Source organism: Gordonia sp. (in: high G+C Gram-positive bacteria) (genome assembly GCF_047600385.1).
In the GTDB taxonomy this organism is placed as follows: Bacteria; Actinomycetota; Actinomycetes; order Mycobacteriales; family Mycobacteriaceae; genus Gordonia.
The window spans coordinates 2115111-2128272 of sequence record NZ_JASGKZ010000001.1; the positions used below are offsets into that span (position 1 = coordinate 2115111).

Genomic DNA, 13162 nt, shown 5'->3' on the forward strand with positions numbered 1-13162 from the left:
CTCGACCAACGAGAAGGGCTCGCGGCACTCGTGTGCGGAGTCGCGAGGAGATTCATCCCGAATAGCAGGGGTATCCGGCCGCCGGGACACCTCGTCGAGATCTGGACGACCTTTGTCGTGGTTCTTGTCGAGAACGGAGACTCGGTGTCGTGGTTCTTGTCGGGAGCGGGGCAAGAATCGCGACGCGGGCGACTACGCCGACAGGTCTGTTTCCAGGCTCCTGCTTCCTTCTTACGAACCACCCCGATCGTCCCCGGAATCACGTCGTTCGCGGTGGCTCAGCCCTCTGCCGAACTCGCCGACCGCCTGACGGCAGACTCCCGACGGGACCTACAGCAGCAGTCCCTCGGCGCGCAGGGCCGCGCGGCCGTAGGCGATCAGCGCCGGGACGGTCTCGGCGTCCACGTCCTCCGGCAGCGCGTCGACCGGCCACCAGGCCAGATCCACCGACTCGCTGCTGCGCACCGGTGCGGGCGGGGCGCCGTCGTCGCCGGCCGGTGCGACCGCCGCGTAGCGCACGTCCAGGTGCCGGGTCGGCAGACCCAGGGAACAGGTGATCGGGTGGGTGTGCAGGTGCACCGGGGCGGCGCCGAGCGTCAGCCCGTCGAGCCCGGACTCCTCGGTCGCCTCGCGGAACGCGGCCTCGGCGATCCCGGCGTCGCCGGGTTCGCAGTGCCCGCCGAGCTGAACCCATCTCCCCACCCGCGGGTGCAGAGTGAGCAGGACCTGCTCGCCGGAGGCGTCGAACACGATCGCCGAGCCGGTCAGGTGGCCCGGGACGCACGCTCGCTCGCACGGGTTGGGGACCGCGTCCACGAAGGCCAGGTAGGCGTGCCGGAGGGCATCCTGCTCGGGATCCGGAGCGGTCCACTCGGCCAGTACTGTGCGCGCGGACTCGGTCAGGGCGGTGTTCGTCGTCACCGTTCGAGTATGAGGCCGTCGGTCGCCGCGGGCGAACGGAGCTCCGCGGGCTCGGCCGGTCGGCCGATCGCGACCGCGCCGAGCGGCCGCCACGACTCGTCCAGCGCGAGCGCGCGCCGGACCGTGTCGGCGGCGAAGATCGTCGACCCCACCCAGCAGCTGCCGATCCCGCGGGCCGAGAGCGCCACCAGCAGATAGCCGACGGCCGCGCCGGCCGCGACGGTGAACATGGTGTCCTCGCAGCGGTTGCGCCGCTCGTCGGGATAGTCGTGCAGGCCCTCCCCGGTCAGCACCGGGACCACGAGTTCGGGGGCGTCGTACAGGATCCGTCCGCGGGCGACACGCTTCTCGATCGACTCGGCGGACTTGGCGTCGGCGGCGAGGTCGGCCCGCCAGTCGGCGGCCATCGCGTCCAGGAGCGCCCGGCGTCGTTCCGGGTCGCGGACCCACACGAAGCGCACCGGACGGGTGTGGTGCGGGGCCGGGGCGGTGAGGGCCTCGGCGAAGGCCGCCCGCATCAGTTCGGGCTCCACCGGTCCGGGGGCGAAGGCGCGGACCGAGCGCCGGGTCAGGAGCGCTTCGCGACGCCCCTGCGCCAGGGCGTCGTCGGTGCCGAGCCGGAACAGATCGGCCTCCCGATCCCGGACCAGGTCGCGGGCGCGACTGCCGTCGTCGACCGGGATCAGACCGCGCACGACGGCCACCGGGACCCCGCCGAGCTTGCCCTTCACCAGATCCGCGGCGGCGGCGAGCTCGTCGGCGATCGCGATGTCGGTCACCACCAGCGGGTTGCCGTAGGCATCGACCCGGCCGTCGTATCCGTGCCGGACGGCGATCCCGGCCGCCCCGATCGCGACGTCGGTCTGCCCGGACCGCCACGCGCGGCCCATGGTGTCGGTCACCACGACGGCGACCCGGCGCCCGGCCGCGGCGAAGTCGGCCCGCAGGCGTTCGGCGCTGGCGTCGGGGTCCTCGGGGAGAAGCGCGAGGCGGTCGGACGGGAGATTGGAGCCGTCGACGCCCGCGGCGGCCTGCACCAGTCCGTTGCGGTTCTCGGTGATGAGCAGCCGGTCCCGGCGCGCGACGATGCGCACCGCCTCCCGCTCCACCAGGGTCCGCCGCAGCGCCTCGCGCGCCTCGGCGTCGTCCGGCGCGGGAACGGTGCGGCCCTCGATCTTGGAGAACACCTTGCTGGTGACCACCAGCACGTCGTCGTCGACGATCCAGGGAGCCGCGGCGAGGATCTCGGCGGCCGGATCGCTGTCCGGACCGAACTCGCCCAGCCCGGTCACCGGGAGGATCGAGAGCCCGCCGGGCGCCGCGTGGTCGTGCGGGGCGGGCTCGGTCACACCGCGACCCCGACCAGGCCGCACGCGGCCCGCACCATCTCGGCGGTGGCGGCCGGATCGGTCATCAGCAGGGGGGCCTCCGCGGTCGCGATGCCCGGCACCGGGTCGGCGGCCGCGGCGTCGCCGGGGGCCACCAGCCAGCCGTCGAGCAGACCGGTCCCGCTGCGGGCACCGTAGTGCTCGGCGATCGCCCGGGCGGTGGTCTCCACCCCGATCACCGCGAGGCATTCGTCGGCCATGCCGCGCAGCGGCCGGTCGTCGATCACCGGGCTGATCCCGACCACCGGGGCCGCGGTGGTGCGCAGCGCCGACCGGATGCCCGGCACGCTGGTGATCGCGCCGACCGAGACCACCGGGTTGCTGGGCGCGATCAGCACCACGTCGGCCTCGGCGACGGCCTCCAGGACGCCCGGGGCGGGCTTGGCCTGGCCGTCGACCTGGGCGAATCCGTGCGTGGGCACCTGTGCGCGATGCCGGACCCACCACTCCTGGAAGTGGATGGCCAGCCGTTCGCCGGGTTCGCCGTCGGGCTTGTCGATCAGCACGTGCGTCTCGTGCCGGTCGTCGGTCACCGGGAGGAGACGGACCCCGGGCTGCCAGCGGCGGCTCAGCGCGGCGGTGATGTCGGAGAGCCGGAAACCGGCGTCGAGCATCCGGGTCCGGATGAGATGGGTCGCGAGATCGCGGTCGCCGAGTCCGAACCAGTCGGGGTCGGCGCCGTAGGCGGCCAGCTCCTCCTTGGCGTGCCAGGTCTCGTCCTGTCTGCCCCAGCCGCGTTCGGTGTCGATGCCGCCGCCGAGGGTGTACATGCAGGTGTCCAGGTCCGGACAGATCCGGACACCGTGCATCCACGCGTCGTCGCCGACGTTCACCACGGCGGTGACCGTGTGCGGCCCCGCGGGCTCCTCGCCGGTGTCGGGGAACGGCGTCGTTCCGAAGACCTCGCGGACACCCTGCAGGAACCGGGCGCCGCCGACGCCCCCGACCAGTACCGTCACCTTCACAGAGATCACCCTACGAGAGCCCGTGCGACAGTGCTCGGGGAGGACCTCCACCGCCTGCCGACGGGGCCCGCGATCGCCGGTCGGAGGCCCCGAGAACGGCATGATTGTGCCGATTCTCTCGCACGATTCTCCGCGTGGCGCAAGCTATCTCACGCTTTCTGGTGATAATGCTGGAACTTCGCCGTCCACTTGACCCACGGTGTCGGAGCCGTGTCTAATCACAGGGGTGTGATTCTTCGAGGGTGCGGCCTCGTCCCGGTCTTGTTGGTTCAGGGGTTCACGCGTAGTGCCAGGGTTCGATCGACAGGGAGGGGGCGACGATGACGTTTGCTGGTGGTGGGGAGGAATCCGGCGAAAGCGGTCCGGTTCCGGAGGTATCCAGCTCATCCGGCTGCGGCAGTCATCTCTCGGTGGTTCCCGCGGGTTTCGAAGCCCTGTACGACGAGACCGAAGATCAGTGGCAGGAGCGCGCCCTGTGTGCGCAGACCGACCCCGAGGCGTTCTTTCCGGAGAAGGGCGGTTCGACCCGCGAGGCGAAGCGTATCTGCCACGGCTGCGAGGTGAAGGCCGAATGCCTCGAATACGCGCTGGGCAACGATGAGCGTTTCGGTATCTGGGGCGGCCTCTCCGAACGGGAACGACGCCGTCTCAAACGCGGAATCATCTGATCTCACGCGTGTGCGGACGGGCGACCCGCTCCTGCCGTCTCACTATCTCCGATAAGTCTTCACCGGCCCCGCCGTCTTCCGCGGGGCCGGTTTTCGTCTCGCCGCCGATCGTCTTCACCGATCCTGCGGCTCTCGATGCGGGGTGCGGGTCCGAGACGATTCGCGCCCGGGGTCGACGGTCAGTTCTGCGGGCCCGACTCGATGGTCTCCTCGTCCACCCCGAGGTAGGTCGCGACCTGCTGGATCAGGATCTCCCGGAGGATCTCCGGCAGCTCCTCGTCGTCGCGTGACCGCAACTCGATCGGCCGACGGAACAGGATGAGCTGGGCGCGCGTGGGCCGACCGCGGGCGTCGATCCCGGCCGGGATCAGCCGGGCCAGCGGGACCGGCCCGTCGGCCGTCACCTCCTCGGGCCACTGCACCGTCTCCAGATCCCGCGGCAGGATGCGCGGGATGTCGTCGACGGCGAGATCGAGACCGGTCAGCTGGTCGTGCCAGGCGGCGTCGATCTCGGCGAACGCGGTGACCGCGGCCTTGTCGAACAGATCCGAGCGGCTGCGGTGCGCGGGCAGGATCGGCGGCAGCACCGGACTGCGCAGACCGCGGCCCCGGCGATCACGTGTACGGCGTGCCGGAGTCAGGAGTTCACGGCCGGTGGCGGGACGGAAACGCATGCCCGAAGTCTACGAGGCGGACGGCGGAGAGGACGGCCGCGGCCGTCGGCGACCGGCCCGGCCGGGTGGTCCGCCGGGCGGGATCGACGGTGCCGTGAACGACCCGGTGAGCGTGTCGATGTGTTCACCGAGGGGCAGGCGCGATAAGCTGTTCGTCGTGAACTCTCCCCGTCAGTGCTGCCGTCCCGGGTGCTCGCGCCTCGCCGTGGCGACCCTGACTTTCGTTTACGCCGAATCGACCGCGGTGATCGGCCCGATCGTCGGCGTCGACGAGCCGCATTCGTGGGATCTGTGCGCCGAGCACGCCGGCCGCATCACGGTGCCGCGCGGCTGGGAGCTGCTGCGCAGCGAACGCGACTTCCTGCAGTCGTCGGAGGACCAGGAGCTGACCGCGCTGGCGGACGTCGTCCGCGAGGCCGGAGTCGGCGGCTCGTCCCGATCGGGTCTGCCGCCGCTGCCGAGCTTCAGCGCTCGCCCCGAACTCGAGGATCTCAATCCCGGACGTCATCGTCGCGAGACGTCGGCCTCCGGATCCGGTCCGATCGCCACTCCGCGTCCGGGTCGGCGAGGTCACCTGCGGGTGCTGCCCGATCCGGTTGACTGAGCCCCGCGGCTCGCGCATCGTAAAGCCATGCCCGTCCTCATCGACGACCTCGACGACATCGAGGCGCTGCATTCGGCTGATCGCGACGGTCTGCTGCACAGCGCCGCACTCGCCGGCGCCCAGGTGCGGGCGGTCGCCGAAGCCCAGTCGGAGGGCGTCCTCGCCGCACTCGGCGACCTGCGCCCCCGCGCGGTGGTGATCGTCACCGGAGGAGACCTGCCGACGACCGGTGCCGCCGACCTCGTCGTCGCCACGTGCGCGGCCCGGATCGACGTGCCCGTCGTCGTCGTGCCGTCGCTGCCGGGCTGGATCGGGCCGCTCGACGTGGTGGTGGTGGCCGGGTCGGATGCGGGGGATCCGCTGCTGTCCAATGCGCTCACGCGGGCCGCGCGCCGCCGGGCCGACGTGGTGGTGCTGGCTCCGCTGGAGGGGCCGCTGCGGGAGGCGGCGGGCATCGGCCGCCGCGGCGCGGTCCCGGTGATCGACCTCTCGCCGCGGCTGAACGTCGACCCGCGTTTCGGCTTCACCGGTCTGGTCGCCGGGCTGGTGGCGGTCCTCACCGCCCTCACCGCGGTGCGCCTGACTCCGGCGCCGCCCGCGCTGCACGACGTCGCCGATCTGCTCGACGCCGAGGCGGCGGCCGATCATCCCGGTCGGGAGACCTTTCACAATCAGGCCAAGATGCTCGCCGCGCGCGTCGCCGGGCACCGCGGGGTGTGGGCCGGTGACACCGCGGCCGCGAGCGCCGTGGCCCGGCGCGCCTGCGCGGCGTTCTTCGAGATCGCCGGCCGACCGGCCGCGCACGCGAACGAGGGCCGGGCCCTGGCCGTGTTCGCCGACCACGGCGGTCCGACGACCACCGGGGCCGCGGTCGACTCGATCTTCTACGACCCCGAGTTCGACGGCCCCCCGGCCGCCGACCCGATGCGGTTGTTCCTGGTGAGCACCGCCGCCCGCGCTCCGCTCACCCGGCAGCGGCTCGGTGCGCGCGACGTGGATCTGGTCACCGAGGACTCCGGCGACGATCCGGCCCGCCGGCCCGGCGGGGAACCGCAGGGATCGTTCCCGTCCGCGCCCGGAGCGCTGGAGGCGCTGGCCGACACCCCCGCCGACCTGGCCGGTCTTCTGGTCGTGGTGGTGCGGGTGCAGTCGGCGGCGGCCTATCTCGCCCTGGCCGCGGCGGAACCGGACCGGGGCGGCGGGTTCGGCGAGACCCGGAGCTGGGGAGCACGATGACGGACGGAAGCGGGCGAGCAGAGGTGCGCGGCAGATGAAGCTACTCAAGGGCGTGGTGCGCCCCTACGCCTGGGGTTCCCGGACCGCGCTGGCCGAACTGCAGGGGCGGCCCTCGCCGTCGCCGCATCCGGAGGCCGAACTCTGGTTCGGCGCGCACCCGGCGTCGCCGGCGAAGATCGCCGACTCCTCGGCCGACCTGCTCTCGGTGGTCGACGAGGATCCGGTCGCCGTCCTCGGGGCGCCGGTCGCGCAGGCCTTCGAGCAGCGGCTGCCGTTCCTGGTGAAGGTGCTCGCGGCCGAGGAGCCGCTGTCCCTGCAGGCGCATCCGAGCGCCGACCAGGCCCGGATCGGGTTCGCGGCGGAGAACCGGGCCGGTCTGGCCCCCGACGATCCGCGCCGCAACTACCGGGATTCGTGGCACAAGCCGGAGATCGTGGTCGCGCTCAGCGAGTTCGAGGCGCTGGCCGGTTTCCGCGATCCCCTCGAGACGGTGGACCTGCTGCGCTGTCTGCAGGTCCCGGGGCTGGACTCGACGCTCGGCATGCTCGCCGACGCCCCCGACGGGGTCGGTCTGCGGACGGTGTTCACCACGTGGCTCACGCTGCCCGAGCCGATGATCGCCGAGCTGGTGCCGGAGGTGCTGGCCGGAGCGGTGCGCGCATTGGAGAACGGGGAGGCCCGGTTCGCCGGAGAACTCCGTGCGGTCCTGGAACTCGGCGAGGCCTACCCGGACGATCCCGGGGTGCTCGCGGCGCTGCTGCTGAACTTCGTGCGACTGCAGCCGGGCGAGGCGATCTACCTGCCGGCCGGCAACCTGCACGCCTACCTGCGGGGGACCGCGGTGGAGGCGATGGCCAACTCCGACAACGTGCTGCGCGGCGGACTGACCCCCAAACACATCGACGTCCCCGAACTGCTCCGCGTACTCGACTTCACGCCGGTCTCCCGGGCCGCGCTGATGCCTGCGGTGGAGGCGCTCGGCGCCGAACGGATCTACCTGACCCCGGCCCCGGAGTTCCGGCTCTCGCGCGTGGAACTGGACGGCACGGGTCTGCAGCGGGCCTCGAGCATCAGCTTCGACATGCCGGGGCCGCAGATCCTGACCGTCGTCCGGGGCCGCATCGAGGTCTTCGCACCGGGCGGCGAGAGCCGGACCGTCGAGTGCGGCGACGCGGTGTGGCTCGCCGACTCCGACCCGGACGTGATCGTGCGGGCGGCGTCGTCGCAGGCGGTCTTCTTCCGCGCGCGCGTCCCCCTGTGAGTTCCGTGCGCTCCGGCTCCCGCGACCGGTAGCGTCCACCCGCGCCGCGACCCCGACCGCGTTCCCGGAGGTTCACGCGCCCAGCAGCGCGTTCTCCGCGGGCGTGGCGACCAGCCGCACCCGGATCCGCCGGTCGCCGCCGCACACCTCCGCGAACGCCGGATCGTCCGGGTCCTGGCACAGGCTCGGACCGCCGCCGGGGTCGGCGGTGCGGGCGTCGTCGTTCACGCACAGGACGGTGTGGCCGTCGAGCGGTCCGAGCCGGGCACCCGGGCGGTCGTCGACCAGGACGTCGGCGCCGCCGGCGGACGCGGCGTGCAGCAGCGTCCGGTCGGCCACCGCGTCGAGCAGTCCGGCCCACCGTTCCGGCCGATCGGTGAAGACCGCCGCCGAGACGCCGGTCGCCACCAGCCGCACCACCGTCTGCTGCACCAGGGACAGTCGGCCGGTGATCCGGGTGCGGGCGATGTCGGGTCCGGTCGGTCGCAGCCCGACCGGGCGGCCGTGCGCATCGGCGCCGAGCACGATGCCGTCGCCGTCGACCGGGCAGACGGCGCCGCGCAGGTCCTGCGCCGTCCCGTCGGGAAGAGGCACGTCGGGGGCATTGGGGAACGGCTGCCAGGTCACCGGTGCCGGGGTACGGAGAGCGTCGTCGAGCCGGAGCAGTGCGCGGACCCGCGGTGCGGAACGCGCGGGACGCAGATCGAGCGCGGTCAGCGCGGTGCCGCCGGTGCGGGTCCAGACCGACTCCAGCGTCGCGGCGAGTGCCGCGGCATCGGGTGCGGCGATCCGGTAGGCGTGCGGCGGTTCGGGGGAGCCGCCCGCCGGGCGAGCCCCGCCGTCGAGCGCCCAGTCGTCGGCGGCGGTGAGCTCGGCGGCGGTGAGCGGGACGGCGCCGAGACCGGCCTCCCGCAGCAGGGCGCCGGCCCGCCGGGTCGCCGACAGGCAGGCGCGCAGTGCCGCGGACGGTCCGGTGCCGTACCGGGCCGTCAGCTCCGGGTGCGCGAACGGGTCGGTCCGGATCTGCAGTCGGACGTCGCGTCGCGCGGCGAGCGGCAGCGGGCCCAGCAGGGTCCGGTAGGACGACGACGCCGGGCCGTCGCCGAGACAGCAGGATCCACGGGTGAGGAGGGTCAGCGAGGTGGCCGCGGCGTCGGGTCGGGCGAGCCAGTCCAGCAGACCGGCCAGCGGCAGGCCGGGCGCGGCGGCGTCGAACCACGAGCCGTCCAGGCGCCGCGGCCGGACCGGGCCGGGGCGTACGGCGAGGGTGGTCGTCAGGTGCGGACCGGTGTACCGGACGCCGACGAGATCCGGGCCGCAGGGCACGTCGAACGGGGCAGGCGCGGGCGGGCGACGGCGTCGTGCGTCGCGTCCGGTACGACGTCCCGTGACGCCGCTGCCACGCATTCCCATCCCGGCTCCCCCCGAAGCGCCCCAAGCACTTTCGGCGAAAGTGCCCGGCGCCACCGTACCGCGGGACTACGGTGTCCACACGGGATTTGATCGGGGGGATCGAGTGTCGAGACAGTTGACGACGCGCGCACAGGTGAGCGGCTACCGGTTCGTGCTGACGCGTGCGGAACACGCGTTGATCCGGCGGGACGCCCGCATGCTCGCCGATCCGATGCGCGCCCAGTCCCGGGCGCTTCTCGGCGGACTGGTGGTCGCGGTGCTGCTGCTGGCGGGAGCGGGCATTTACGGGCTGGTGCGTCCGGCGCCGTCGGTCGGCGATGCCACGATCGTCGCCGCCGACGGCGGGGGACTGTTCGTGCTCGTCGAGGGAACACTGCACCCGGTGCCGAATCTGGCCTCCGCACGACTGGTCGCGGGCGTGGCGCTGCCGGTCAGGTCGGTGTCGACGCGGTCGATGAGTTCGTACCCGCGCGGCCCCGCCCTCGGAATCGCGGGCGCCCCCGCGGCGCTGCCGGGGCCCGCCGACGGCGACCGCTCGGTGTGGACGGTGTGCGACGATCCCGCCGCGGGCACCGCGGTGCTGGCCGGTGCGCCGACCGGGGCGCCCGCCCCGGCCGCCACGGGCGCGCTGGTGCGCGCGGGCGAGACGCAGTGGCTGCTGTACCGACTCGACACCCGGAGCGGCTCGCGGCCGGTCCGCGCCCGGATCGGCGCCGACGCGGTGGCCGTCCGGCGGGCCCTCGGCCTCGACGGCGTCGTCCCGCGACCGGTCAGCGAAGCGCTCCTCAACGCCTTCGCCGTGCAGCCCGAACTCGCGGTGCCGCCGGTGCCCGGGCGCGGCGGCCCCGGACCGGGCCGGCTGCGGGACGTCGCCGTCGGCACCGTGATCCGGTCGCTCGGCGTGGACGATGCGCCGTCGTACTTCGCGGTGCTGGCCGACGGCATCCAGCCGTTGACGCCGATCGCCGCGCAGGCCCTGCGCGGCGTCGACACCGACGACGCCGGGGCGATCCGCCAGGTGTCTCCGGGGGCGCTGACCGAGGTGCCGGTGGTGCGTCGGCTCCCGGTGGACGCCTTCCCCGACCGCGTCCCCGAGTTGGTCGACACCACCGCGGTGCTGTGCTGGTCGTGGTCGCGAACGGGGACCGAGACGCCCCGGGAGACGATGCGCACGAGTGCGCATTTGCCGTTGCCCGACGGCGCCCGGGCGGTGTCGCTCAGCGCGGCCGACGGCGTCGGCCCCGGCCTCGACGGGGTGTACCTGCGCCCGGGGACCGGCGAGCACCTGAGGGTGCCCGGCGGCGACTTCTACGTGAGCGACGCCGGGGTCCGCTTCCGGATCGCCGACGCCGAGACCGGCCGGGTCCTCGGACTGGGCGCCCCGCGGGCGGCGCCCTGGTCGGTGCTGTCGCTGTTGCCCGAGGGGCCCGCGCTGGCCCGGGAACCCGCGCTGGTGGCGCGGGACCTGCCCCGCTGACCCGCACCCCGACCGGATCCGGCGGTCACCGCCGGGGCCGGTGACGCCGCCCGATCCGGTGGTGATCGCGGTCCGGGGTCAGCCGATTCCGGCGGCGAGGACGCGGATCATCTGCTCCCAGTCGTCGGCGATCTCGGCGGCATCGAGGCCCACGACGTCGAGCTGATGGCGCACCGCGACGGCCTCCAGCGGCGCCTGGATCGCGACCGCCGCCGTCGCGAGCCGACCGCGATAGCCGAGCTCGGTGAGCAGATGGTGCACGTGACGCGTCGACATCGCCCAGACCGGGTGACTGAGCCGGTCGGGATCGTCGGAACTGGCTTCGAGCAGGATGTCGAGGTGGGCGACGGTCATCTTCAGCCGGGCGCGCCCGTAGGCGATCAACCGGTCGAGCGGGTCGGCGCCGGGACCGAGCGGCGGCGGACCCGACAGCAGGCTCTGCTGCAGTTCACGCTCGGAGTGGTCGAGCAGGGCCATCATCAGGCCGTTGCGGTTCCCGAACCGGCGGAACACGGTGCCCTTGCCCACTCCCGCGGAGCGGGCGACGGCATCCATGGTGACCGCGGCGGCGCCGTGATCGTCGATCAGCGATTTGGCGGCGGCGAGGAGGAGCTGACGGTTCCGGGCGGCGTCGGCGCGTTCCCCGCAGGCGCCGTCGGGGAGGAGCGGCAGGCCGACCCCGTGCCCGGAAGGAGATGACATGAGTGAAGAATATCGCGCGCCGGGTCGGAACCGGTCCAGCGACCTGCTCAGCGTGCGCCGAAGGGGTGACGCCGCCGGCCCCGGACGGCATGCTGGCGGGCATGTCCATCGCATCGTTCGTCACGCCGACGTCGTCCACCCCGTCCGAGCCTCGCACCGTCGTCGTCCTGGTGGGGAGTCTCCGCCGGGATTCGGTCAACCGCAGACTGGCGCGGCTGATCGCGCGGCACGCCCCCGACGGGGTGGACGTCGACGTCGTCGACGATCTGGATCGGCTCCCGTTCTACAACGAGGACCTCGACACCGATACGGATCGCGGTGCGGCGGTCGAGGAGCTCCGGGGGCGGGTCGGGGCGGCCCAGGCCGTCCTCCTGGTGACTCCGGAGTACAACGGCGGGCTGCCCGCGGTCCTCAAGAACGCGATCGACTGGCTGTCGCGCCCGTACGGCGCGGGGGCGTTCACGGGACTCCCCGTCGGGGTGATCGGTGCCGCGCTGAGCCGGCACGCCGGGGTCTGGGCGCGGGCGGAGGCGCGCAAGGCGCTCGGCATCGCCGGGGGCACGGTGGTCGAGGAGGCGGATCTGGGCATCCGCACCGGGGAGTTCGACGAGGACTCCGACGAGCTCGCCCGGAACCTCGCCGCGACGGTCTCGGCGCTGCTGCCCGCCGTCGCGGCGGCGCGCTGATCGACGTCCGCCGACCGCTCCGGAGAGCGGGTCGGGGACCGGCCTGGGGATAAGGCTGGGGACGGGCTGGGGACGCCTGTGGGCGACACGTCGAGCGGCCGGGATGCGCGGTCGGCGTGCGAGGTGAGTCACCCCGCGACCTGGGACTTTCAACAAGTTCTTGTGGTGATTCGACATGTCGGACACAAGGTGTAGTGTTCATGGGGTCCGACGGGAGGACATCCCGGAACGGGGATCGGGGCCGTGCGGCCCGGGTCACACGACGGCCGATGTTCTCGACTGGGAAGCCGTCGGACGCCGATCGCCAGAACCTTCGAACGCGTCACTGAGGAGTCCGCCAATGGCTATCACCGTCTACACCAAGCCGTCCTGCGTGCAGTGCAACATGACCTACAGGGCTCTGGACAAGCTGGGCCTCGAGTACGACGTCGTGGACATCAGCACCGACGAGCAGGCCCGCGAATACGTCATGGGCATGGGTTACCAGCAGGCGCCCGTCGTCGTCGCCGGTGACGAGCACTGGTCGGGTTTCCGCCCCGAGCGCATCAAGGCCGTCGCGGGCAGCGCCGCCTGACGTCGGCCGCCCGATCGTGGCAGTCGTGACCCGGACCGGTGTCCCGTCGACGGAACTCCCGGGTTCCTCGGACGGGTCCGCCGCCGCGGGCCTCCCGCTGATCGTCTACTTCTCGTCCGTCTCGGAGAACACGCACCGCTTCGTGCAGAAGCTGGGCGCCCCGACGCGACGGATCCCGCTGACCGGCCGCACCGGCGACTTCCGGGTGGACGAGCCGTACGTCCTGATCACCCCCACCTACGGGGGCGGGAAGCTCGGCGACGACGGGAAGCCGGAGGCGCACGCCGGCGGCGGCCACGTGCCCAAACAGGTGATCCGTTTCCTCAACGACGAGCACAACCGCGGCCTGATCCGCGGGGTGATCGCCGCGGGGAACACCAACTTCGGCGCCGAGTTCGCCGCGGCGGGGGAGATCATCGCGCGCAAATGCCGGGTGCCCTACCTGTATCGCTTCGAGTTGATGGGCACCGTCGACGACGTCGACCGCGTCCGTTCCGGCCTCACCGAGTTCGCCGCGGGCCCGGTGTTCCAGCGCTGACACGTCACCGTCGACGTCCAGCCGCCGATTTCTCGTGACCGAGTGCGCTCCGGCG

Annotated in this window: 14 protein-coding genes; 8 read left to right on the forward strand and 6 right to left on the reverse strand. The window is 73.1% G+C overall.

Going from position 1 to position 13162, the window contains the following annotated elements:
- Nucleotides 1-330: 330 nt before the first annotated feature.
- Genes QM809_RS09360 through cofD form a run of 3 tightly spaced genes read right to left on the reverse strand, consistent with a single transcriptional unit; the run spans nt 331 to nt 3274 of the window.
- Nucleotides 331-921: an NUDIX hydrolase gene (locus QM809_RS09360; protein ID WP_415045511.1), complete on the reverse strand. Its 591-nt coding sequence runs from the start codon at nt 919-921 to the stop codon at nt 331-333.
- Nucleotides 918-2270, reverse strand: a complete 1353-nt coding sequence (locus tag QM809_RS09365; RefSeq protein WP_415045512.1) for a coenzyme F420-0:L-glutamate ligase — start codon at nt 2268-2270, stop codon at nt 918-920. The genes QM809_RS09360 and QM809_RS09365 overlap by 4 nt, the downstream gene beginning before the upstream one ends.
- Nucleotides 2267-3274 (reverse strand): 2-phospho-L-lactate transferase, encoded by a 1008-nt coding sequence (cofD, locus tag QM809_RS09370; RefSeq protein ID WP_415045513.1) that lies wholly within the window; start codon nt 3272-3274, stop codon nt 2267-2269. Before cofD ends, QM809_RS09365 begins: the two co-directional genes overlap by 4 nt.
- 320 nt (nt 3275-3594) lie before the next feature.
- Here cofD and QM809_RS09375 point away from each other — a divergent pair, with 320 nt between their 5' ends.
- Entirely contained in the window at nt 3595-3942 is a 348-nt protein-coding gene (locus tag QM809_RS09375) for a WhiB family transcriptional regulator (protein WP_415045514.1), read from the forward strand.
- 179 nt (nt 3943-4121) lie between these two features.
- Here the strand turns inward: QM809_RS09375 and QM809_RS09380 are convergent, their stop codons facing one another.
- Nucleotides 4122-4616 carry a metallopeptidase family protein gene (locus QM809_RS09380; protein ID WP_415045515.1) on the reverse strand — a complete coding sequence of 165 codons (495 nt, stop codon included), beginning with the start codon at nt 4614-4616 and terminating at the stop codon, nt 4122-4124.
- Nucleotides 4617-4773: 157 nt separating this feature from the next.
- On the opposite strand from QM809_RS09380, the gene QM809_RS09385 reads away from it, so the two are divergent.
- The 3 genes from QM809_RS09385 to manA are packed head-to-tail and all read left to right on the forward strand — an operon-like array spanning nt 4774 to nt 7717.
- A complete protein-coding gene (locus QM809_RS09385) occupies nt 4774-5220 on the forward strand; it encodes a DUF3499 domain-containing protein (protein ID WP_415045516.1) in 447 nt (148 codons plus the stop codon).
- Nucleotides 5221-5247: 27 nt separating this feature from the next.
- The gene (locus QM809_RS09390) at nt 5248-6456 is read left to right on the forward strand and encodes a hypothetical protein (RefSeq protein ID WP_415045517.1); all 1209 of its coding nucleotides are present in this window, start codon (nt 5248-5250) and stop codon (nt 6454-6456) included.
- Between the two features lie 34 nt (nt 6457-6490).
- A complete protein-coding gene (manA, locus tag QM809_RS09395; protein WP_415045518.1) occupies nt 6491-7717 on the forward strand; it encodes a mannose-6-phosphate isomerase, class I in 1227 nt (408 codons plus the stop codon).
- Between the two features lie 72 nt (nt 7718-7789).
- On the opposite strand, the gene QM809_RS09400 is transcribed toward manA, so the two are convergent.
- Nucleotides 7790-9130 (reverse strand): type VII secretion protein EccE, encoded by a 1341-nt coding sequence (locus QM809_RS09400; RefSeq protein WP_415045519.1) that lies wholly within the window; start codon nt 9128-9130, stop codon nt 7790-7792.
- Between the two features lie 115 nt (nt 9131-9245).
- Here QM809_RS09400 and eccB point away from each other — a divergent pair, with 115 nt between their 5' ends.
- Nucleotides 9246-10607, forward strand: a complete 1362-nt coding sequence (gene eccB / locus QM809_RS09405; protein ID WP_415045520.1) for a type VII secretion protein EccB — start codon at nt 9246-9248, stop codon at nt 10605-10607.
- Nucleotides 10608-10685: 78 nt separating this feature from the next.
- Here the strand turns inward: eccB and QM809_RS09410 are convergent, their stop codons facing one another.
- Nucleotides 10686-11309: a TetR/AcrR family transcriptional regulator gene (locus tag QM809_RS09410; RefSeq protein ID WP_415045521.1), complete on the reverse strand. Its 624-nt coding sequence runs from the start codon at nt 11307-11309 to the stop codon at nt 10686-10688.
- 101 nt (nt 11310-11410) lie between these two features.
- On the opposite strand from QM809_RS09410, the gene QM809_RS09415 reads away from it, so the two are divergent.
- The 3 genes from QM809_RS09415 to nrdI all read left to right on the forward strand — a co-directional run bounded on the left by QM809_RS09415 (nt 11411) and on the right by nrdI (nt 13107).
- Nucleotides 11411-11995: an NAD(P)H-dependent oxidoreductase gene (locus QM809_RS09415; protein WP_415045522.1), complete on the forward strand. Its 585-nt coding sequence runs from the start codon at nt 11411-11413 to the stop codon at nt 11993-11995.
- A gap of 340 nt (nt 11996-12335) precedes the next feature.
- Nucleotides 12336-12569, forward strand: a complete 234-nt coding sequence (nrdH, locus tag QM809_RS09420; protein ID WP_415045523.1) for a glutaredoxin-like protein NrdH — start codon at nt 12336-12338, stop codon at nt 12567-12569.
- 25 nt (nt 12570-12594) lie between these two features.
- Nucleotides 12595-13107: a class Ib ribonucleoside-diphosphate reductase assembly flavoprotein NrdI gene (nrdI, locus tag QM809_RS09425; RefSeq protein ID WP_415045524.1), complete on the forward strand. Its 513-nt coding sequence runs from the start codon at nt 12595-12597 to the stop codon at nt 13105-13107.
- The last annotated feature ends 55 nt before the right edge of the window (nt 13108-13162 follow it).

What these genes read in the sequence shown, in the direction of transcription:
- QM809_RS09375 (WP_415045514.1), top strand. Translation starts at nt 3,595, where the DNA reads ATGACGTTTGCTGGTGGTGGGGAGGAATCCGGCGAAAGCGGTCCGGTT.
- QM809_RS09380 (WP_415045515.1), bottom strand. Translation starts at nt 4,616, where the DNA reads ATGCGTTTCCGTCCCGCCACCGGCCGTGAACTCCTGACTCCGGCACGC.
- QM809_RS09390 (WP_415045517.1), top strand. Translation starts at nt 5,248, where the DNA reads ATGCCCGTCCTCATCGACGACCTCGACGACATCGAGGCGCTGCATTCG.
- manA (WP_415045518.1), top strand. Translation starts at nt 6,491, where the DNA reads ATGAAGCTACTCAAGGGCGTGGTGCGCCCCTACGCCTGGGGTTCCCGG.
- QM809_RS09400 (WP_415045519.1), bottom strand. Translation starts at nt 9,130, where the DNA reads ATGGGAATGCGTGGCAGCGGCGTCACGGGACGTCGTACCGGACGCGAC.
- QM809_RS09410 (WP_415045521.1), bottom strand. Translation starts at nt 11,309, where the DNA reads ATGTCATCTCCTTCCGGGCACGGGGTCGGCCTGCCGCTCCTCCCCGAC.
- QM809_RS09415 (WP_415045522.1), top strand. Translation starts at nt 11,411, where the DNA reads ATGTCCATCGCATCGTTCGTCACGCCGACGTCGTCCACCCCGTCCGAG.
- nrdH (WP_415045523.1), top strand. Translation starts at nt 12,336, where the DNA reads ATGGCTATCACCGTCTACACCAAGCCGTCCTGCGTGCAGTGCAACATG.